This window comes from Marinobacter sp. 1_MG-2023, assembly GCF_030549045.1.
GTDB lineage: Bacteria > Pseudomonadota > Gammaproteobacteria > Pseudomonadales > Oleiphilaceae > Marinobacter.
In genome coordinates, this window is sequence record NZ_JAUOST010000005.1 from 44730 (window position 1) to 63637 (window position 18908).

The following is an 18908-nucleotide window of genomic DNA, read 5'->3' on the forward strand; positions in this document are numbered from 1 at the left end:
AAATCGTTCTATATCTCATGACCTACTGACAGGCGAACCTGCAAATTGTTACAGAATCAGTGCCGGCTTTTTTACCCGCGCCAGTGCCGAATCAACACCCTGGAAGACGACGGGAATGACAAGGTATCGGCCACCAGGTTCAGCCCCGAATGCCAGACTAACTCCGTAACGTTAGAGGTACCGGCTGGACCAGGCCACGAGCATATCCGCAACGTATTCCGCATCCGCAGCTTTTGATAGCAGATGGTCGGCATTATCAAGGGATATAAAGCTTTTGGGATGCTTGGCCGCCTGATAGATAGTGGCCGCTTCGTTGATACCCACAACCTCATCAACCGGCGAATGGAAAATAATCAGTGCCTTACGCAGATTACCGATGTGGTCCGGTGTATTCCATTGCACCAGATCATCCAGCATCTGCGATTTTACATTGAATGTCCGACCGGCCAGGGTCACTTCGGCTTCACCGGACTCACGAATCTCGTCGGCCTTGCTGTCAAAAAGATGCTGGACGTGATGGGCGGTAGCCGGCGCCCCGATGGTGGCAACGGCTTCAAGGGACGGCATGCGCTGGGCTGCTGCCAAAACCGCGGCGCCTCCCAGGCTGTGACCAATGATCATTCGCGGCGCCTCGTAGTGTTGCTTGAGGAATTCGCCGGCCGCCAGCAAATCCTCGATGTTGGAGGAGAAATTGGTATTGCCAAAATCCCCGTCACTGTTGCCCAACCCGGTAAAGTCGAAACGCAACACACCAATGCCCTGCTTCACGAGGGCGCGCCCTATCCGGGACGCTGCAGCAATATCCTTTCCACACGTAAAACAATGGGCGAATAGGGCCATAGCATAAGGCTTGCCCTCGCCCGGCAACTCCAACAAGCCCGCAAGGTTCTGGCCCTGAGCATTTGCGAACTCCACTTTGGATCTCGTCATAGTGTTTTTCCTTGCCCGTTAAGAAGGTCTACTGTTAGTAGACTACCAAGCAGTGCCAATTGTTACAGGACAGACCACGAAATGAAGTTTTTCTTTCGTGAGAATCGCTGCCCTATCCCATTATCGCCCCTCGGTACCCTGGCGATACTCATTCTACTGCTGGGTGGCTGGTCGACGGGCACACCCAATACCGAGCTGAGCGGCACGTCCACGGCAGCCCACTATGACTTCGAATCGCGACTGCCCGGCCAGAAACGTCAGCGTGCAGAAAATCTGTAATCCTTTGATCGCTCGTGTGTCCATAGCGTGAACGCCACACCGCAGAATGTTGACTGAACTCACAGCAACAGGAGTGTGGCCGCTGACCAAAGACGGAGAACAGCATCATGAAAACATTAACACTGATAACCGCCCTCATTGCCTTCACATTTGGCGCAACAGCACATGCAGAAGGAGTAAGCGCGGAGGATATCGAGCGCGGAAACAACCCATCCACCTTCCATATCCAAGAGGGTGAAAGCCAAGGGTCAACCGGATAAGCGGTGAAGCACACGAACCTCAGGCCTCCTGGGGTTCTGTTTGCCATATCGAGGTAATCAATGAGTCGTCGAGCTTCAGTTGGTTAAGCATCAATGGAGAATGCGTATGATAAAACGCAACCCGGGACGGCTCACTGCCATCTTCACGCTGTTGGCTTTCCTGCCTGGCAGGCAGGGCAAACGCCTAACCCGCCTTCGTGTCAGGTGGCCAGCAGATGAAAATTCTGGCCACCAACCCCGTGTGAAAGAGTACCGGCTAGTTTGTCAGTCAGTCTCGTGTTGAAGGGCAGGGTGCTCCACATGGCGCACAGGCCGTTTCATCTCGCTGGCTCAACGCTGTTTGCACGTTGCCTTGCCCGGAATTGAACGCAAAGGTGGGGCTGCTCAGGTGGTCTGCCATAATCAGCACCAGAATAATCCCGAGCATTACCAGAATGCGGGCGGGGCTATAAGCTCGTTCCATGTTCTTCTCCCGCATCAGTTTGGCAGCCGGAACCAGGGGCGCAACCGTATTCCGATCATTGAACCGGCGAAGGCGCAAGCAAACCAGATCCAGGCGTGCAGGCTGGCTGACGCGATACCTGAAAACAGCGCCCCGATGTTACAGCCAAAGCCCAAACGGGCCCCATAGCCCAACAGCAGTCCACCGACTACGGAAGCCAGAAACTGGCGACCTTCAGGCCGACTACGGCTCGCCTCGTTAAAACGGTTCGCCAGGCCTGCCGCCAGCATGGCACCAAGCAACAAACCGAAGTTCATTACCGAAGGTGCATTGGTAAGCATCGAGTCTTTCAAGGCCATGGCGGGGTATTCCCAGGTCCAGAACTCGAACTGGGACATATTCACTCCCAGCACTTCCATAGCTTTGGCGCCCCAAACGTTAAAGGCAAACGTGATACTCCAGGGAGCACCGCTAAGTGCCAGAGTTAACGCGTTCCCAGCGGCCAGAATCAAAATCGCCCAGGTAAACGGCCAGCGACCACTGATCAGCGTTCGGAAGACACCATGTTCCTGGCCTCTCCAGAGCAGCTCATTACGCTCAAGGTTGCCGTGAGCCTTGCGCTCAACCCGGTTAACCCAGCGGGCAATCAGGCCCAGGCCCAGAAGCTGAACAATAATTGCTCCACTGACCCCAAAGGTGTTGACCAGTGGCACCGGGTCGAAGCCCGGCTGATCCAGCCACCAGGGTAGATGGATGGATCCAAGCACAGTACCCGCTATAAAAAACACCAGCGTCACCACCATGCGGATATTACCGGCACCTACCGTAAACAAGGTGCCGGAGCCACACCCTCCACCAAGTTGCATGCCAAGCCCGAAAATAAAGGAGCCCACGACCAGAGAGGTACCTACCGGAGCAACAGCACCCACAAGCCCTGCCTGCCCGCTGTAGAGCATAGGCACCATAATGAGGGAAGAAAGCCCAAACAGCATGAGTTGTGCACGCATACCGGCGCCGCGCTTTTTAACTACCAGGTTGCGCCAACCTGCCGTAAAGCCGAATGCACCGTGGTATAGGGCCATGCCCAACACACTACCAATTACAAATAACGCCACCATGAAGGGCGCGGTTTCCAACCATATCAACCCACCCAGCAAAGCAAGGCCTGCCAGCGCGGTTGCTACGATAAATCGGTCCACCTGCCAGCCTGGCTGCTGAAGCCCGGGCTGGAGAACTGCAGAATCTGTCATTGCGAGTCCACTTGGTTAAACGGGTTAGTTAAACAGGTCGAGAAGCTTGCCAAGCCCCTTCTTCGCTACCTGCATCGGTCGGCTGCTGTCCTGTGACCACTCCGCCATGGAGCCATCATAGAGCGCAACCTCCTGGAATCCGGCAAGCTCACTTAACACGAACCAATCCGTGGCCGCCCAGTGGCCAGTGTTGCAAAACGCGATAGTCCGAGCGCCGGAATCAAGCTCAGCCTGATTAACCCGCGCGGTGATGTCTTCTTCGTTCAGGTACCAGACCGCGTTTTGCTCACCAAGGAAACCTGCGTGGGGCAGATTGAAAGAACCCGGAATTGTGCCAGGTGCCTTGGCGTCGGGGGATTGGTTTTCGCCTCTGAAATAGTCGGAAGGGCGAGCATCCACGAGTTGAGCCTGACTATCTCTGGCTTCCTGCACCTCCTCCAGAGTTGCAAGCAATTCCGGTTGCAGGGTGCCTTCAAACTGCACCAGGTCCCGCTGCCCCCCTTCACCGCCGTCCACCCGGTAACCGGCAGCCTTCCAGCCAGCAAAGCCACCGTTGAGGATGGTTACCTCGTCGTGGCCCAACACTCTGAAGGTCCAGTACACACGGGCGGCACTTCCAAAGTCGGTAGCGCCTGTGCCGGCAGGTACAACCACCACAGTATCGTCGTTACTGATTCCCAGGCTACCAATCAGGCGCTCCACGCTTGCGACAGGCGGTAACAGACCCCTGACGCCGTCCCTGCTTTCGCGCCAGCCATCACCAGTGTAGCTGCTGTATACAGCTCCGGGGATATGAGCATTCTGAAAGCTGCTTCGGTCACCACCATTATCAATGCCCGAACGGACATCCAGCACTACCAGGTTATCTCGTTCGAGGTTCGCTTCAAGCCAGTTGGCATCAACCAGGGGCGGCGTTCTACCGCCATCCGCCCACGCAAGTGAGCTGGCAATCAGCAGAACAATGGCCAATATGCGGCTCATGGCGCTTCTCCTTATATCACTATCAGTTTTTGAGCCGCCATTATGAATTCTACGTTGAGTAATGGACAGCTCAGCTTCTATGACGTTTGGTTATATGCAAATCTCCAATTTTTCTTGCCACTTTCCAAAAATCTGTAACACAAGGGGGCAGTCGGTTGTCTATACCTCGTAAGCGCGGCCTGACCGAGCATCGGACAGACCCTGTGCATCATCACGAACGAGGTACCAAACCATGAAGAAACTGACACTGATATTCGCCGTTATTGCCCTTTCATTCTCAGCATCTACTGCGCTGGCAATGAACGGTCAAGCGGACAGATACAACGAAGCAAAGAGCTACCCGGTTGCAACTGCTGACAAAATTGTGGAAATGAAAGTCTCTGCAAAGTGATCGGGAACGGAAAAGGCCGCTATTCTCCGGAATAGCGGCCTTTTTGTGTCCGTGTTCCGAGAGCAGGCTTAACGCAACTCGGAAAAATTGGCCGGACTGTTTAAAGTCCAGTCATAGTTGATGAATTCTATGGTTCCTGTGCCTGCCACTCGATCCACCACTATCGGATCAGCCCATTCTTCAATGAACGCCTTTTCAGAACCGGAAGCCGCTGCGAAATCCTCTTTATACCATTTGAATAATTCGGTGAGATAAAGAACCTCACCCTCTACACGGAGGTGACGCTCTGTGCTGAACGCCCGGCGGGTATTTTCTGCAAGCATGTCTTCCAGATTGTCTGCGGTATAAAGGATGTCCCGAAGTGGCGGGCAACCAACCGAAGCACAGTTCACCGCAAAATGTACGCGGGCATCCTTCCAGCCCCTGTCCGCGTAGTCGTTTCCCAGCAGGATTTCTTTTTCAATCTCATTAAGACTGTGTGCTCGCCCCCCAATAACAAAGCTCTTCCGCTCAAACACACTGTCAACAAACGGATTCACCCGGCCACCATAATCCCAGACGGACGAAACCAGTTCGCCATCCGGTCGTTCAGTGAGTATCTGGGCAAGCATGAAAAAATTGTAGGCGTTAATCCAGAAGGCTACGGATTCCTCTCGTCCATTCAGGGTCTCGGGGTCGAACTCCCGCAGTTTGGCCTGTTGGTCCGCCAGGTTCTTTTGCAAGCCACTATCGGCCAGAGCAGACCGATAATCGAAAGCCGATACCAGGCCGTTCCCGGGCATCGCTTGCTCAACCACGTAATCAGTCAGAAGGCACTGGTAGCTCTTGTACAGCCCGGTATCAGTATCTGCCCAAGCAAGGGCAGGCATAACGAGAATGGCCAGAACACAGGATAGACGTCGGTAACCAAGCATAATCACTCCAATCGCATCGGATTTTTAGTAAAGGAATGCGATTACAGACAACCATCTTCGCGTTCTGTTACACAGAAAATGCTCAGACTCAAACAACCTTATTCAGATGCAGCCAGCGGGCCAGCCTGGAATTCGGGTGTCGGCCAAGATAAATCGGCAGGGTACTCATAAATACCAGAACAATAACAGCGGCTATTACCGTCAGCACCGGATTGAACTCAAAGCTCTGGCCAAGCCCCGCAAAAACGAAGGTCATCGGCAGCATGCCCAGGGTGGTCGCAAGGGCGTAACGCCAGAGATGTATTGCGGTGACCCCAGCGGCATAACTGACCAGGGCAAAGGAAAACAGGGGGATCAGCCGGGTGATCAGTACCGCGAAAAACAGGAAAGGTTGCGACCCCCGTGCCGAGAACATCGGGTTGTGCCCCAATTTCTTCTGAACGGCATCGCGCCCGAGCATCCGCGCCAGGTAAAAGGCAATAAGCGACCCGGCAAGCGCGCCAATCACTGCAATGGCCGTTCCGGCAAACATGCCATATACCAGCCCCGATGCAGCGCTGATGGGCAATGTCGGAATGGGCCCGACAACTACCGCGAGAATCATCAACAGCATGAGCAACAGTGGTCCGAACATGCCCTGATCGTTAAGCCACTCAGACAGCGCTACTGGTGCCAGACTCACAGGCATGCCCAGTTGGCGAAGAACCAGCCAAATGGCGCCCATCACGAGTGCAACAATAACAAGAATAGTGAGACGGAAAGCCCATTGGGAACGGTTCATCAGACTATTCTACCGGTCATGTTGAGGGCGTGCATTGAGTCTGCGGCATGCAAATAATCTGTAATCCTTCGTTCGCTCGTGTGTCCATACCGTGAAAGCCACGCCGCAGGACGTTGACTGAACCCAGATCAGCAGGAGCGTGGCCGCTATACCAACGAAGAGGAACAGCATTATGAAAACTCTAGCACTGATCGGTGCCCTTGTTGTCTTCGCGTGGGGTGCAACAGCTCATGCGGATACACCAAGTGCCAGAGATCTCGAATGTGGAAACAACCATCCGTGCCTTCATAGCCCGGAGGTCAAAGACGCAGGTACAATCAGCTAAGCGATTTACCCGCTTCATAAACGCGATGAACCTCAGGCCTCCTGAGGTTCCAGCCGACGAAGCATCTCCCAGCTTACCTTTCCAGACAAGTGGCTCAGGGAAGACAATAGCGTCATGAAAAATTACAGGTGATTAAAAGTTGAATGCCTGCTCTCGTTTGCTCTCATTGGCGTTGATGTTCTGTGCTGCAATATTGCCAGAAACCACCAAAGCTGGAGGGACGGTCCGCGTTGAACTCTCCAACGACGTTATTCTCACGTCCGACAATCAGTTCACCAATGGCGTTTCAGCCGTTCTATCGTCAGTACCTGTCAGCTCGCTGGATGAAACCGGGGGCACGCCCGCCTTTGGCAAAGCCTTGGTTGCCTGGGCAATTCCCGACATTGCCGGTCTGAACTATCGTGAGAGTTGGGTGCTCGGTCAGAATATGGAGACGCCGGCAAACATCGAACAACCAGTGCTCATTGAAAATGATGTTCCCTATGTGGGTTTTTTAGGTTGGGGCAACAGCTTTTACGGGTTTGATGATGAATACTTTTTTGGTGCCCAGTGGCTGTTTGGATGGGTGGGGGAGCCGGCACTTGCCAGGCAGGCCCAGGTAACGGTTCACACCGCAATAGGCGGTGATAACCCTGAAGGCTGGGATAATCAGCTCGCCTTTGAACCCATACTCAACGGGTATATCAGTGCCAAACGCCGGCTGTACCAAAACTCCTGGTTTGACGTTGCTCTGAGCGGAGATGCTGCAGTGGGCAACTACTACACGTTTGCGCAGCCCGGGCTGGAGTTGCGGATTGGTGATCGTCCACAAGGATTCACGTTTATTCCGGGCCCCGTCGGTCGTGGGATGGACTATGACGCCACCATCGCACCGGTTACGGGCAATCGGTTTTATGCGTCGATCACCTTGAGAGCAACCTACTTCGCCTGGGCACTGCCGCGTGAAGGCAACCTTCTGGTGAGCAACGACTGGACAGACAGCAACACAATCAAAATCAACCGCACCGTCGGCCAAACCATTCTGGGTTTGCATTGGCTTGGGCCACGCTTTGGGGCCCATCTCAGCCTATGGCTATCGACGGAAACGGTCGACGACGACAACCTGCCTCCGAGCCAAGATCCAAGAAACAGCTTCGGCTCATTCATGGCAGAATACCGGTTTTAATCTCGCGAGAAAGCAACCAGAAACACGCCGGAACCTATGTGCTGCGGCTCCGGCCTCTGCGTTGAGGAGCGATGTCCGAAAGCTTAGCGCAGGTCCGGGTTCAGCGTATAAGTGCCAGTCACCCGCGCGCTCGCCAGCACGTGACCCTTCATGGCGTTGCGCACCGCCTCTCCATCAAACTCTCCGGAAAGACCCAGTGATTCCACATCCAGCGCATGCACTTCGTAGTGATAGTGGTGCAGCAATTCATCGTTCCAGGGCGGACAGGGGCCGTCATAGCCGTAGTAAGTGCCGGCCATATCGGGGTTTCCAGCCAGGAACTGGGTGAAATTGTTCACCCCTCGCAGGCCAACCGGGCCAGAGCCTCCGTCTTTGCCTTTGGGCGTAACGCCATCGCTGTCTTCACCTTCCGGAATACGGCTGATTTTGGCGGGGATATCCACCAGAAGCCAGTGGAAGAAATCAACCCGCGGAATATCTTTGGAAACTGTTTTGCCTTCCTGGTTTGCATCATCAGCCACACTGGGCACATCCGGATCAAACATCATCACAGCGAAGCTTTTCGTACCTTCCGGCGCACCTTCCCAGAACATGTCCGGGCTCCGATTAGGGCCAAAGCTCATGTGCTCTTCCCGGTTGAACACGCCGAACGCGAATATCTCCGGGACCGGTTTGCCCTCTTCAATACCCTCAACGTTCAGTTTCATGGCGCTTTCTCCTGTCAGTTAATGCTGTTAATAGCTGGGTTATATCGTTTTGATTGTGCCAGAGGCGAACCCACTCTGTGCTAAAACGTTGTATCAGCGGTATCGTATGCATGTCTATACCGACTTTTCAGCAGCCTTTGAAACGGAGTCCCAATGAGCGAGCACAAAACCGGCCAACCTCAGCAACCTGAGAACCAGTCAGATGAAGACGCCATCGCCTTTGCACAGGGAATTTTTGAGCTGGCACGCAATGGCGGTGCCGGACCTCTCAGCGTGATGCTGGATGCAGGCGTACCAGTAGACATGCGCACCAGCGAAGGTGAAAGCCTGCTGATGCTTGCCGCGCGCAACGGCCATGCCGATACGGTAGCGCTTTTGCTGGAAAAAGGCGCCAACCCGGAACTCCAGGACGCCGATGGCAACACGGCGCTGAGCCTTGCCCAGGGCAAGGGCGCACAGGACACAATTAAACACCTCAGCCGCTAGGTTTCCGACTTCCTCAAAGAGCACCGCATGTTCAACAAAGGCGAGATTATTCACCATAGCCGGGACAAACTCGGCAGCATTCTGGTGATCGACTACCGCAAGCACCGGGTGTTGACCTTTAACTCCGTGTTTGAGCAAAGCAAGATTGACCGACGATACCCGCATCTCCCCGTGCACGAATACAGCCGGGCCATGTTGCTTCCGGCTGCCTTCATCAAACCGGGCCACGTCACCATCCTGGGCCTGGGCGGCGGGGTTATGGCCAGCGCCTTTCATTATCTTTTCCCGGAATGCCAAGTGCACGCGGTTGAACTGCGCCAGGCGGTACTGGATGTGGCACGGGAGTACTTTGGTCTACCCGAGAGTGATCGCCTGCTCGTTACCATTGCTGATGCCCGCAATGCTCTGAACGATGCTCCAGACGCCAGTACCGACCTGATTCTGGCCGACCTGTATAGCGCAGACCGCATGAGCCCCGCACAGGCAAAGCGGCAATTTATAGAAAGCTGTAGCCGGGCTTTAAGCCCCGACGGCTGGCTGGTTCTGAACTACCACCGGACACCCGACGCCGAAGGGCCCTACTTCCGCCAGCTTCGAAAGCACTTTGCCGTGCTGCTGATATTTAAAAGCAAAACCAACAACACGGTGGTGTACGCCAGCAAGCAGCCCTTCGAGGCCATCCACCCAAAAGACCCCGCACTGGCCCGCCTGGAAAAACGACTACCAATCGACTGGAGCCGGCTGATGAGCAGAGTCAGCCGACTTTGAGCCCAGCCTGGCTCAGGTCCACTTTTCCTGAGGCGGCACGTAGGCGTTGAAGCGATCAATCAGCTCTGTGGGTGTTTGCGTCAACACAATCATGTCGAGGTATTGTTGTTTTACAAACCCTGCAGCCACCATGCTTCTGACCATCTCCAGCAGCGCATCGTAAAACCCTTCGACGTTATAGAAGCCACAAGGCTTCTGGTGCATACCCAGCTGCCCCCAGGTCCACATTTCAAAGATTTCTTCGAGCGTACCAATCCCCCCGGGCAACGCGACAAAGCCATCGGCCAACTCTGCCATCTTCGCCTTGCGCTCGTGCATATCACGTACAACAAACAGCTCTGTAAGGCCAGGGTGCGCCAGCTCACGATTAACCAGATGTTGCGGGATAACACCGTACACCTTGCCGCCGCTGGCAAGCACAGAATCGGCAATAATACCCATAAGGCCAACGTGCCCACCGCCAAATACCAGATCTATACCGTTACAACCGAAGAACTCGCCCAGCTCTCTGGCTTTCTCAGCGTATAGCGGCTCGTTACCTGAACGGGAACCACAGTAAACTGCTACTTTCATGCTTTTCTGTCTCTTGTGTGTTGAACAACCAATAAATCTAGGTCTTATGACCAATTGTACCGGCCGCCCGGAGAACGTTAGTATTAGTATCCTACCTTGTAACCAGGCTCCAGTGATGACAGCCAAGCGTTTTTCAGAGAGAGCGCTTGGCTTTCTTTACCTACATACAGGTCGGATCGCTATGGAAAATCTTCATCATATTGTAGTCGTCGGAGGCGGTGCCGGCGGCCTCGAACTTGTGACCAGCCTCGGCAGAAAGCTGGGCAAAAAAGGCAAAGCCCGCATTACCCTCGTGGACGCAGGCCTGACACACGTGTGGAAGCCGCTTCTGCACGAGGTTGCATCCGGCTCCCTCGACGCCAACTCCAATGAAATAAACTATCGCGCTCATGCGCGCCGGCACCATTACGAATTCCAACTGGGGCGCATGAGCGGCCTGAACCGTGAAACCAAGAAGCTGGTGATCGCGCCTTTTCTCGACGAAGAAGGCAAAGAAGTGGTTCCCGAGCGCCAGCTGAATTATGACACCCTGGTTATCGCCGTCGGCAGCACCGCCAATGATTTCGGCACCCCTGGCGCACAAGAGTACTGCCTGTTCCTGGACAGCCTGAAACAGGCCCGGCGCTTCCACAACCTGATGCTCAATGCCTTTTTACGCAAAAATCACGAAGCCCGGCAAGGCAACGAACACACCCTGGACATCAGTATCATCGGTGCCGGTGCCACAGGTGTTGAACTGGCCGCAGAGCTCCGGTTAGCTTCACGGGAATTGCCGGTGTATGGCATGAACCACCTGAAGCCATCCGATGTACACATAACGGTGATTGAAGCAGCGGACCGGATTCTGCCTGCACTCCCTGGCCGACTCTCTGCGGCCGCTACCAAGGAGCTGGACCACCAGCATGTGAACGTTCTTAACGGCCAACCCGTAAGCGAAATCCGCCCCGGCCTAGTTCTATTGAAAGATGGCACCGAGCTGCCCTCAGAAATGACCATCTGGGCCGCCGGCATCAAGGCACCGGCCTTTCTGGCGGACCTGGACGGACTGGAATCCAACCGCGGAAATCAATTGGTTGTGCACCAGACCCTGCAAACCACCAGGGATTCTGACATTTTCGCTTTCGGTGACTGCGCCGCCTGCCCCCAACCGGACTCCGACCGGCCTGTCGCACCCCGCGCTCAGGCCGCGCACCAACAGGCAGACGCTCTGTTAAAGTCCCTGTGCAACCGGCTCGAAGGCAAAGAACTCGTGCCCTTCGTGTACAACGACTACGGCTCCCTGATCAACTTCAGCCACTACACCACGGTAGGCAACCTTATGGGCAACCTCTCTGGCCGCAGCATGTACATTGAAGGCAAAGTGGCGCGACTGTTTTATGTTTCGCTGTACCGCATGCACCAGGTGGCCCTGCACGGCTTTGTGCGCACAGGGGTGATCTGGTTTATGGATAAGATCAGCAGGGCGATGCAGCCACGGATGAAGTTGCATTAATGGGCGGGGAACCGCATCCATAAAACTGGAGAGAGTGCCGAGCCAGCCTATTTGAACCTTATAACGAGCTCGTGCAACTCTCCGGCAATGGTTTCCATTTGCTGCACCTGGCTTATTGCCAAATCCCCTTTATGCAAGCTGTCGGAGCCCAGGCTGGAGATGTGTTCAACCTGTTCGTTTATCTGGTCAAACACCTGGGCCTGTTCCTCCACAGCGGCTGCCATCTGGATGGACATTTCCGCAATCGTGCCTACCGACCCTGCTATTTGACCAAGCGTTGTCTCAGCTTCGAGCATGTGCGCAAGCCCGCTGTCGGCCGTTTTTTTGCCCTCATCGGTCGCCCTCACTGACACAGACGTTCTGGAGAGCAAGGCTTCGATAATGCTGTGAATCTCCTGGGTGGAGTCCTGAGTCCGCCTTGCCAGGCCCCGTACCTCGTCGGCTACCACCGCAAATCCGCGCCCATGCTCACCGGCCCTGGCCGCTTCAATCGCCGCATTCAACGCCAGAAGGTTTGTCTGATCGGCGATTTCTTCAATGATTTTGGCCGCGCTTGCAATCTTCTGGCTTTCAGACGCAAGCTCGCCCACCGATTCACTGATACTGTGAACGGTTGTTTGCAGGCTCTGGATGACTTCCCGGGTTGTGCCCACAACTGCCGCACCACGATCTGCCAGCTCTCGGGATTCCTCGGCTTTGCGCGCGGTACTCTGAACATTCGAGGACACTTCGGTGATGGTCTGGGACACCTCATGCACAGAAGCCGCTACATTGCTGATTTCCGCCTGCTGCGTTCTCAGGGCTTCATGGGATTCGTAGGTAACTTCAAGCCCTTGCACGGCCCCGGATTTCACTTGCCCGGCAGAGTCTTCAAGCCTGGTAAGCACTGCGTCGAGGTGGGCTTTCTGGGCCATTACGGCCACTTTCATGCGCCCGGAATCAAGGTCATCATCCGTATAGCTTTGTGCCGCGAGGTCGTCGGTAAAGCTGGTTCCAAGTAGGTGCGTTACCGAGCTGATTAACCGACGCCTGGAACCATGCATCCAGATTGCATACGCGATAATTCCACACACCAATACAGCTTGTGAAATTAATGCCTGGCCGACATAGAAGGAGACTGCGGCAGCCACCAGAACGGCCATCAAAAACACGGATTCCGGTGCAAATCTCCGCGAAAGGGAGTTGCCTGAGCTGCCCTGGCGAATTCTTGCGTACTGTTTTTCCGCACGCCGGACATCCTCTCTTAACGGGCAAGAGCGGACTGATTCGTAACCGACAACTTTGCCGTTCTCAGTAACTGGTGTGATGTAAGCGCTGACCCAATAAAAATCGCCGTTTTTACGGCGGTTTTTAACCATGCCCATCCAGGGGGTGCCGGCCTTCAGATGGCTCCACATATTTTCGAATGCGCCCGGAGGCATGTCAGGGTGGCGCACAATATTGTGAGGCTGGCCAATGAGCTCTTCTCGCGTGAACCCGCTGACTTCCACAAACGCCTGATTGCAGTGGCGTATTTTCCCGTCCAGATCGGTCGATGAAATAAGCTTTTGCGACTCTGAAAACGTGTGCTCAGTGTCAGTAACTGGTAAATTTTTTCTCATCAAGAACACCCGGATCGGTGATTGTCGTTTCACTAATCGGGTGTAGGGTGCCCGATATATAAAACATTTGCTGAAACAAATTGTTTTTCAGGAGGTGTGCAGGGCGGCTATAACAGCCACTTGAACTTTATTCCGAATCAAGCAGCGGTAAAGGCGCTGTTATGATTGAACCATTCTTTACGTAATCTTGCAGAATAATACCGTAGGTTCCGTCGGGAACCTCTTTGGAAATCTGATAGACCCTTCCGCTGTCGTCTACTGGCGATTCCCGCAAATCCAGGACCTTGGAGGTAGAGATTGATGATCCATTCACATCCCGAACCATTAACACCTTCGGCTTTAGCCTGTGATCCTCATAGCTCTCAACCACGATGCCCACTTCGCCATTGCGCATTTCGACAATCGACCCGGGCGGATAGATACCGACCATACGGATAAAGGCATCAGCAAGCTCAGTATCAAACTGGGTTCCGCGATTGTTATAAATGATTTCCAGGGCCTGCATAGACGCCATGGCTTTCTTGTAGACACGCGTACTGGTAATCGCATCGTAGGTATCCACCAGCGCAATGATCTTCGCAAAGTAGGGTATGTTTTCGGCCTGAAGCCCTCTGGGATAACCTTTGCCATCCACTCGCTCGTGATGAGAGAAGGCTACATCCACAGCACTTTGCAGGGAGGCGCCGGTGCTCATGAGTATGGTGCGGCCATGAACCGCATGATTTCTCATCAGGGCAAATTCGTCGTCAGTAAGGCGGCCAGGTTTGTTCAGAACCTCGTTAGGAATTCTGGTTTTACCGACATCGTGCAACAGGCCACATAGCGCCAGGTTCTGGATCTCCCCCTTTATCATGCCCAGGGATTTTCCAAACGCGGCAGCCAGAATGGAGACGTTGATGCAGTGTTCGGCGGTATACTCGTCCTGGTTCTTGATTTTGGTGAGCAACATCAAGGCATTGTCGTTACGCAGTACACTTTCTACGCAACTATTCACAACCTTTCTGGCGTTATTTAAATCCAGTGTGCGGCTGACACGCAAACCGGACATGATGGACTTTGCGGTGAGCTGAGCATCTTCAAACCGCATGGTAGCCGTTTGTAACTCCCGGCCTACGCTCACCTTATTAATATAAGACACCCGTTTTCGGGGCGAGCTGGGGGCAGCTCCACTTTTCAACGCCTTCTCAGGCTTCTGTTTGGATTTGAAGAAACCCGCCACACCCCTCCTGTTGGTAGCCTTATCTGCGGGCTGCCGCTTTCTTTCAGCCACACCCTCAATAACAACGAACTCACATTGGCGACGCAACGCATGAATTTCTGTGATGTCGTTGATGATAAAGCCTTGCACAAGAAAGTCTGTGTCTTCCCAGGGCCTGTCCAACCGGATGACATGCATGCCAATTTCCAGGTCAGCAACATCTACCTGGGTTTCTATAAGCTCAACGTATGTGCCGCGCATTGCTTTAGCCCAACCGTGACAGTTACCAACCTAATTAGGGAGCAGTCTAAAGGTAAAAGGCGCAGGGAGTCTGTAAAAAACAGTTAAAACCTGTGTGGTTTGGCGCTACTACGATGAGGCTTCCAGCTTCGCAATGGTCGACCGTGCCGGTGCAGACAACTCGGCAGGGCTTTGATTCGCGTAGGCGATTATTTTCTGCTTCATGCTGCGGGCCCAGAATTTACGCAGGTGGTCGGCAGCCACATCGGTTACCTTTTCATCGTTACCGCAATGTCGGTTGTTGGCGATAATCTGGTCGAGCATCTTGATCAGGTTGTCCAACTGCTGGTCACTCACAGACTGTTCTCCTGAGGTGTTGTATCACCAAGGGTATAGATAACGTGGCGCCCGGGCCGGGCGAACCCGATGAGGTTCATGCCACTTTTGCTGGCCTCGCGGATGGCCAGGGCGGTAGGGGCCGATACCGCCACCAGAGTGCTGATACCTACACTGGCGCTTTTCTGCACCATTTCAAAGCTGGCACGGCTGGAGATCAGCGCGAAGCCTTCGATGAAAGCCTGATTGCCATACTCACGCAGGCGAGCGCCAATAAGTTTGTCCAGCGCGTTGTGGCGGCCTACATCTTCCCTTGCCAACACAACCTTACCCTCCATATCGCACCAGGCCGCGCCGTGGGTAGCGCCGGTTTGCAACTGCACAGGCTGATGTTTTTTCAAATTGTTCAACGCTTCTTGCACAGCCTTGTCCTCGGGGGGTGGCTGCGGAACAATCTGATCAATGGTTCTCACCACATAGGCCAGAGATTCAGTGCCACAAAGCCCGCAACCCGTTCGGCCAGCCATATTTCGGCGCTGTTCGCGTAGTCGTGCATAGCAATCACCGGCAATGTGCATGTCCACCTCTACGCCGTCTTCGCCCGGCTTTATCTCGATGCCGAACAGTTGGTCCGGGCGCTGCAGAATGCCTTCGCTCAAGCTGAAACCCAGGGCAAAGTCTGCAAGATCGCAGGGCGAGGCCATCATCACAGCATGGGACACGCCGTTGTAAACCATAGCCACGGGAATTTCTTCCGCAACCAGATCGTGGGGACGCGCACCTTCAATACCGCCACGCACGACAACCCTGGCTTCACTCATAGATGGTGAAGTGCACGTGGGTGTATCTACTCCAACTGGTTGCTGATTACTTGAGTGTGCTTGCATGGCGGCCTTCCCCGTTTTCCATGGCTGGCTTCAACAAAGCCCGCTGGCGCTCGTCGAAGTCTACGAAGTTGCGCTGCCAACCCGACGGCTGGGACACTTTTTCTACCTGAACAGCGGTTACCTTGTATTCCGGGCAGTTGGTGGCCCAGTCGGAATTATCGGTCGTTATCACGTTGGCTCCGCTGCCCGGATGGTGGAAGGTTGTGTAAACCACTCCCGGCAACATGCGGGTACTGAGCTTTGCCCGCAATACCGTATGGCCCACCCGGCTGCTGATACCTAGCCAGTCACCATCCTTTATGCCACGCAGTTCAGCATCGCTGGGGTGCAGTTCCAACCGATCTTCTTCGTGCCAGTCGCTGTTAGCCGTACGCCGGGTTTGTGCGCCGACGTTGTACTGGGACAATATGCGGCCGGTGGTCAGCAGCAGCGGGAAGCGACGGCTGGCACGCTCTTCCGTAGCCAGATATTCCGTCACTGCAAAACGACCCTTGCCAATGGGAAAGTCCAGCGTGTGCATGGTGGGCGTACCGTCCGGGTGCTCGTCGTTACACGGCCACTGAATACTGCCCAGTTGCTCCAGTTTGTCGTAATTTACACCGGTGAATGTGGGTGTTAACGACGCAATCTCATCCATGATTTCAGAAGGGTGGCTGTAGTTCATTGGGTAACCCAGTGCGTTGGACAACGCCATGGTTACTTCCCAGTCTTCCATGCCGGCAATCGGTTCCATGACTTTACGCACGCGGTTGATACGGCGCTCAGCGTTGGTGAAAGTGCCGTTCTTTTCCAGAAAGGTGGAGCCTGGCAGCAACACGTGGGCTAGCTTGGCGGTTTCATTCAGAAAAATATCCTGCACAATCAGACAGTCCAGAGCTTTCAGCGCTGCCTCTACATGCTGGGTATTGGGGTCTGACTGAGCGATGTCCTCACCCTGCACATAAAGCGCCTTGAAACTGCCGGCGATTGCGGCATCAAACATGTTTGGAATACGCAAGCCCGGTTCGTTGTCGATGGGCGCACCCCAGGCAGCCTCAAAGCGCGCACGCACATCCGGATCATTCACATGCTGGTAGCCCGGCAATTCGTGGGGGAAGGAGCCCATATCGCAGGAACCCTGCACATTATTTTGCCCGCGCAGCGGGTTTACACCTCCGCCTTCCTTGCCGATATTGCCGGTGGCCAGCGCCAGGTTGGCAATACCCATCACCATGGTGGAGCCCTGGCTGTGTTCGGTTACGCCCAGGCCATAGTAGATAGCGCCGTTGTCTGCCTGTGCATAGATGCGTGCGGCTTCGCGCACCTTGTCTGCCGCTACGCCAGTTACCGATTCCATGGCTTCCGGGGAGTTGCGCTCCGCGGCGATAAACGTTCGCCAGGTGTTGTAAGCTTCGGTATCGCAACGGCTGCTGATAAACCCCTGATCCTCAAGGCCTTCGGTCACAATCACATGGGCCAGCGCGTTTACCATGGCGACGTTGGTGCCCGGGCGCAGCGGCAGGTGCAGACCTTCATCAGCATGAGGTGTTTTCAGAACGTCGATACCGCGAGGGTCAATCACCACCAGCCTTGCCCCTTGGCGCAAGCGGCGGCGCATCAGTGAACCAAATACTGGATGAGCATCGGTCGGGTTAGCGCCAATGACCATAATCGTGTCGGCTTTCATCACCGAGTCAAACGTCTGGGTTCCCGCCGATTCGCCGAGAGTGGCTTTTAAACCATAGCCGGTAGGGGAATGGCACACCCGCGCGCAGGTGTCGGTGTTATTGTTGCCAAACGCCGCCCGCACCAGTTTTTGCACCAGATAGGTTTCTTCATTAGTGCATCGCGAGGAAGTGATGCCGCCAATGCTTTCGCGACCGTAGTCAGCCTGAATACGCTTGAGCTTTTTGGCGGAGAACGCCAATGCTTCATCCCAGGATACGACTTGCCACGGGTCATTAATGGAATCGCGAATCATCGGTTCTTTGATGCGGTCCTTGTGCGTGGCGTAACCAAAGGCAAAGCGACCTTTCACACAAGAGTGGCCATGATTGGCTTCGCCACCTTTGTAAGGAACCATGCGCACCAACTGGTCGCCTTTCATTTCGGCTTTGAACGAGCAGCCAACGCCGCAGTATGCACAGGTGGTTACCACGCTGTGTTCGGGCTGACCGGCGTCAATCACGCTTTTTTCCATCAGGGTGGATGTGGGGCAGGCTTGCACACAAGCACCACAGGATACACATTCGGAATCCATGAACGGGTCGTTCTGACTGGCGGAAACCACTGAGTCAAAACCGCGGCCTTCGATGGTCAGTGCGAAGGTGCCCTGCACTTCCTCACAGGCTCGAACGCAGCGCGAGCACACGATGCACTTGCTGGGATCGAAGCTGAAGTAGGGATTGGAATCATCAGTTACAGCGTCCAGATGATTTGCACCGTCAAAGCCGTATCTTACTTCTCGCAGACCTACTGTTCCGGCCACATCCTGCAACTCGCAATTGCCGTTGGCGGGACAAGTCAGGCAATCCAGGGGGTGGTCAGAAATGTACAACTCCATGATGTTGCGGCGCAGCTTCGCCAGCTTGCCGGTCTGGGTGGTGACATCCATGCCCTGGGTCACAGGGGTGGTGCAGGAAGCCGGGTAACCACGGCGGCCTTCGATCTCTACCGCACACAGGCGGCACGAGCCGAAAGGTTCCAGATTGTCAGAGGCACAAAGCTTGGGAATATTGATGCCCGCCAGAGCCGCCGCCCGCAACACCGAAGTGCCCTCAGGTACGCTAATCTCGCGGCCATCAATGGAGACAGAGACAAGCGTTTCCGACACCCTTGCCGGGGTGCCGAAATCAAAATCAGGGTTCGGAATGCTCGTGCCAGCGTCGTAGCTTTGTGTGCTTGGGTCGTAATAATGCAACAT

21 protein-coding genes are annotated in these 18908 nt (G+C 54.7%); 8 read left to right on the forward strand and 13 right to left on the reverse strand.

Annotation, left to right across the window (positions count from 1 at the left end; translation table 11 throughout):
* Window positions 1-171: 171 nt before the first annotated feature.
* Window positions 172-930, reverse strand: coding sequence for a S9 family peptidase (locus Q4606_RS13060; protein ID WP_303595386.1), 759 nt, complete (start codon window positions 928-930; stop codon window positions 172-174).
* An 81-nt stretch (window positions 931-1011) separates the two neighbouring features.
* On the opposite strand from Q4606_RS13060, the gene Q4606_RS13065 reads away from it, so the two are divergent.
* A complete protein-coding gene (locus Q4606_RS13065; protein ID WP_303607798.1) occupies window positions 1012-1209 on the forward strand; it encodes a hypothetical protein in 198 nt (65 codons plus the stop codon).
* A gap of 107 nt (window positions 1210-1316) precedes the next feature.
* Entirely contained in the window at window positions 1317-1469 is a 153-nt protein-coding gene (locus tag Q4606_RS13070; RefSeq protein ID WP_303595384.1) for a hypothetical protein, read from the forward strand.
* Window positions 1470-1737: 268 nt separating this feature from the next.
* Here Q4606_RS13070 and Q4606_RS13075 read toward each other — a convergent pair whose 3' ends face one another.
* Genes Q4606_RS13075 through Q4606_RS13085 form a run of 3 tightly spaced genes read right to left on the reverse strand, consistent with a single transcriptional unit; the run spans window position 1738 to window position 4142 of the window.
* Window positions 1738-1932: a hypothetical protein gene (locus tag Q4606_RS13075; RefSeq protein WP_303607799.1), complete on the reverse strand. Its 195-nt coding sequence runs from the start codon at window positions 1930-1932 to the stop codon at window positions 1738-1740.
* 14 nt (window positions 1933-1946) lie between these two features.
* On the reverse strand, window positions 1947-3161 hold the full coding sequence (locus Q4606_RS13080; RefSeq protein ID WP_303607800.1) for a YeeE/YedE family protein: 1215 nt from the start codon (window positions 3159-3161) through the stop codon (window positions 1947-1949).
* A 24-nt stretch (window positions 3162-3185) separates the two neighbouring features.
* Window positions 3186-4142, reverse strand: coding sequence for a sulfurtransferase (locus Q4606_RS13085; RefSeq protein WP_303607801.1), 957 nt, complete (start codon window positions 4140-4142; stop codon window positions 3186-3188).
* 232 nt (window positions 4143-4374) lie between these two features.
* On the opposite strand from Q4606_RS13085, the gene Q4606_RS13090 reads away from it, so the two are divergent.
* Window positions 4375-4533 (forward strand): hypothetical protein, encoded by a 159-nt coding sequence (locus tag Q4606_RS13090; protein ID WP_303595378.1) that lies wholly within the window; start codon window positions 4375-4377, stop codon window positions 4531-4533.
* Window positions 4534-4601: 68 nt separating this feature from the next.
* Here the strand turns inward: Q4606_RS13090 and Q4606_RS13095 are convergent, their stop codons facing one another.
* Together Q4606_RS13095 and Q4606_RS13100 are read right to left on the reverse strand one after the other, a co-directional pair.
* Window positions 4602-5447, reverse strand: coding sequence for a DUF547 domain-containing protein (locus Q4606_RS13095; protein ID WP_303607802.1), 846 nt, complete (start codon window positions 5445-5447; stop codon window positions 4602-4604).
* Window positions 5448-5535: 88 nt separating this feature from the next.
* A complete protein-coding gene (locus Q4606_RS13100; RefSeq protein ID WP_303595375.1) occupies window positions 5536-6228 on the reverse strand; it encodes a TVP38/TMEM64 family protein in 693 nt (230 codons plus the stop codon).
* Between the two features lie 172 nt (window positions 6229-6400).
* Between Q4606_RS13100 and Q4606_RS13105 the strand changes: the two genes are divergently transcribed.
* Window positions 6401-6553 carry a hypothetical protein gene (locus Q4606_RS13105; protein ID WP_303607803.1) on the forward strand — a complete coding sequence of 51 codons (153 nt, stop codon included), beginning with the start codon at window positions 6401-6403 and terminating at the stop codon, window positions 6551-6553.
* Between the two features lie 139 nt (window positions 6554-6692).
* Window positions 6693-7718: a lipid A deacylase LpxR family protein gene (locus Q4606_RS13110; RefSeq protein WP_303607804.1), complete on the forward strand. Its 1026-nt coding sequence runs from the start codon at window positions 6693-6695 to the stop codon at window positions 7716-7718.
* An 83-nt stretch (window positions 7719-7801) separates the two neighbouring features.
* Here Q4606_RS13110 and Q4606_RS13115 read toward each other — a convergent pair whose 3' ends face one another.
* Window positions 7802-8425: a YbhB/YbcL family Raf kinase inhibitor-like protein gene (locus tag Q4606_RS13115; RefSeq protein WP_303607805.1), complete on the reverse strand. Its 624-nt coding sequence runs from the start codon at window positions 8423-8425 to the stop codon at window positions 7802-7804.
* 153 nt (window positions 8426-8578) lie between these two features.
* Here Q4606_RS13115 and Q4606_RS13120 point away from each other — a divergent pair, with 153 nt between their 5' ends.
* Window positions 8579-8911: an ankyrin repeat domain-containing protein gene (locus tag Q4606_RS13120; protein WP_303595369.1), complete on the forward strand. Its 333-nt coding sequence runs from the start codon at window positions 8579-8581 to the stop codon at window positions 8909-8911.
* Window positions 8912-8938: 27 nt separating this feature from the next.
* On the forward strand, window positions 8939-9679 hold the full coding sequence (locus Q4606_RS13125; protein WP_303607806.1) for a spermidine synthase: 741 nt from the start codon (window positions 8939-8941) through the stop codon (window positions 9677-9679).
* A 12-nt stretch (window positions 9680-9691) separates the two neighbouring features.
* On the opposite strand, the gene Q4606_RS13130 is transcribed toward Q4606_RS13125, so the two are convergent.
* Window positions 9692-10252, reverse strand: coding sequence for a TIGR00730 family Rossman fold protein (locus Q4606_RS13130; protein WP_303607807.1), 561 nt, complete (start codon window positions 10250-10252; stop codon window positions 9692-9694).
* A gap of 181 nt (window positions 10253-10433) precedes the next feature.
* On the opposite strand from Q4606_RS13130, the gene Q4606_RS13135 reads away from it, so the two are divergent.
* Window positions 10434-11744: an NAD(P)/FAD-dependent oxidoreductase gene (locus Q4606_RS13135; RefSeq protein ID WP_303607808.1), complete on the forward strand. Its 1311-nt coding sequence runs from the start codon at window positions 10434-10436 to the stop codon at window positions 11742-11744.
* Between the two features lie 47 nt (window positions 11745-11791).
* Here Q4606_RS13135 and Q4606_RS13140 read toward each other — a convergent pair whose 3' ends face one another.
* The 5 genes from Q4606_RS13140 to fdhF form a co-directional block, all read right to left on the reverse strand.
* The gene (locus Q4606_RS13140; protein ID WP_303607809.1) at window positions 11792-13345 is read right to left on the reverse strand and encodes a PAS domain-containing methyl-accepting chemotaxis protein; all 1554 of its coding nucleotides are present in this window, start codon (window positions 13343-13345) and stop codon (window positions 11792-11794) included.
* 127 nt (window positions 13346-13472) lie between these two features.
* Entirely contained in the window at window positions 13473-14804 is a 1332-nt protein-coding gene (locus tag Q4606_RS13145; protein ID WP_303607810.1) for an HD-GYP domain-containing protein, read from the reverse strand.
* A gap of 108 nt (window positions 14805-14912) precedes the next feature.
* Complete coding sequence (locus Q4606_RS13150; RefSeq protein ID WP_303595358.1) at window positions 14913-15140, reverse strand: formate dehydrogenase subunit delta; 228 nt, start codon at window positions 15138-15140, stop codon at window positions 14913-14915.
* The gene (gene fdhD / locus Q4606_RS13155; RefSeq protein WP_303607811.1) at window positions 15137-15940 is read right to left on the reverse strand and encodes a formate dehydrogenase accessory sulfurtransferase FdhD; all 804 of its coding nucleotides are present in this window, start codon (window positions 15938-15940) and stop codon (window positions 15137-15139) included. The genes Q4606_RS13150 and fdhD overlap by 4 nt, the downstream gene beginning before the upstream one ends.
* Window positions 15941-15986: 46 nt before the next feature.
* Window positions 15987-18908, reverse strand: coding sequence for a formate dehydrogenase subunit alpha (gene fdhF / locus Q4606_RS13160; protein WP_303607812.1), 2922 nt, complete (start codon window positions 18906-18908; stop codon window positions 15987-15989).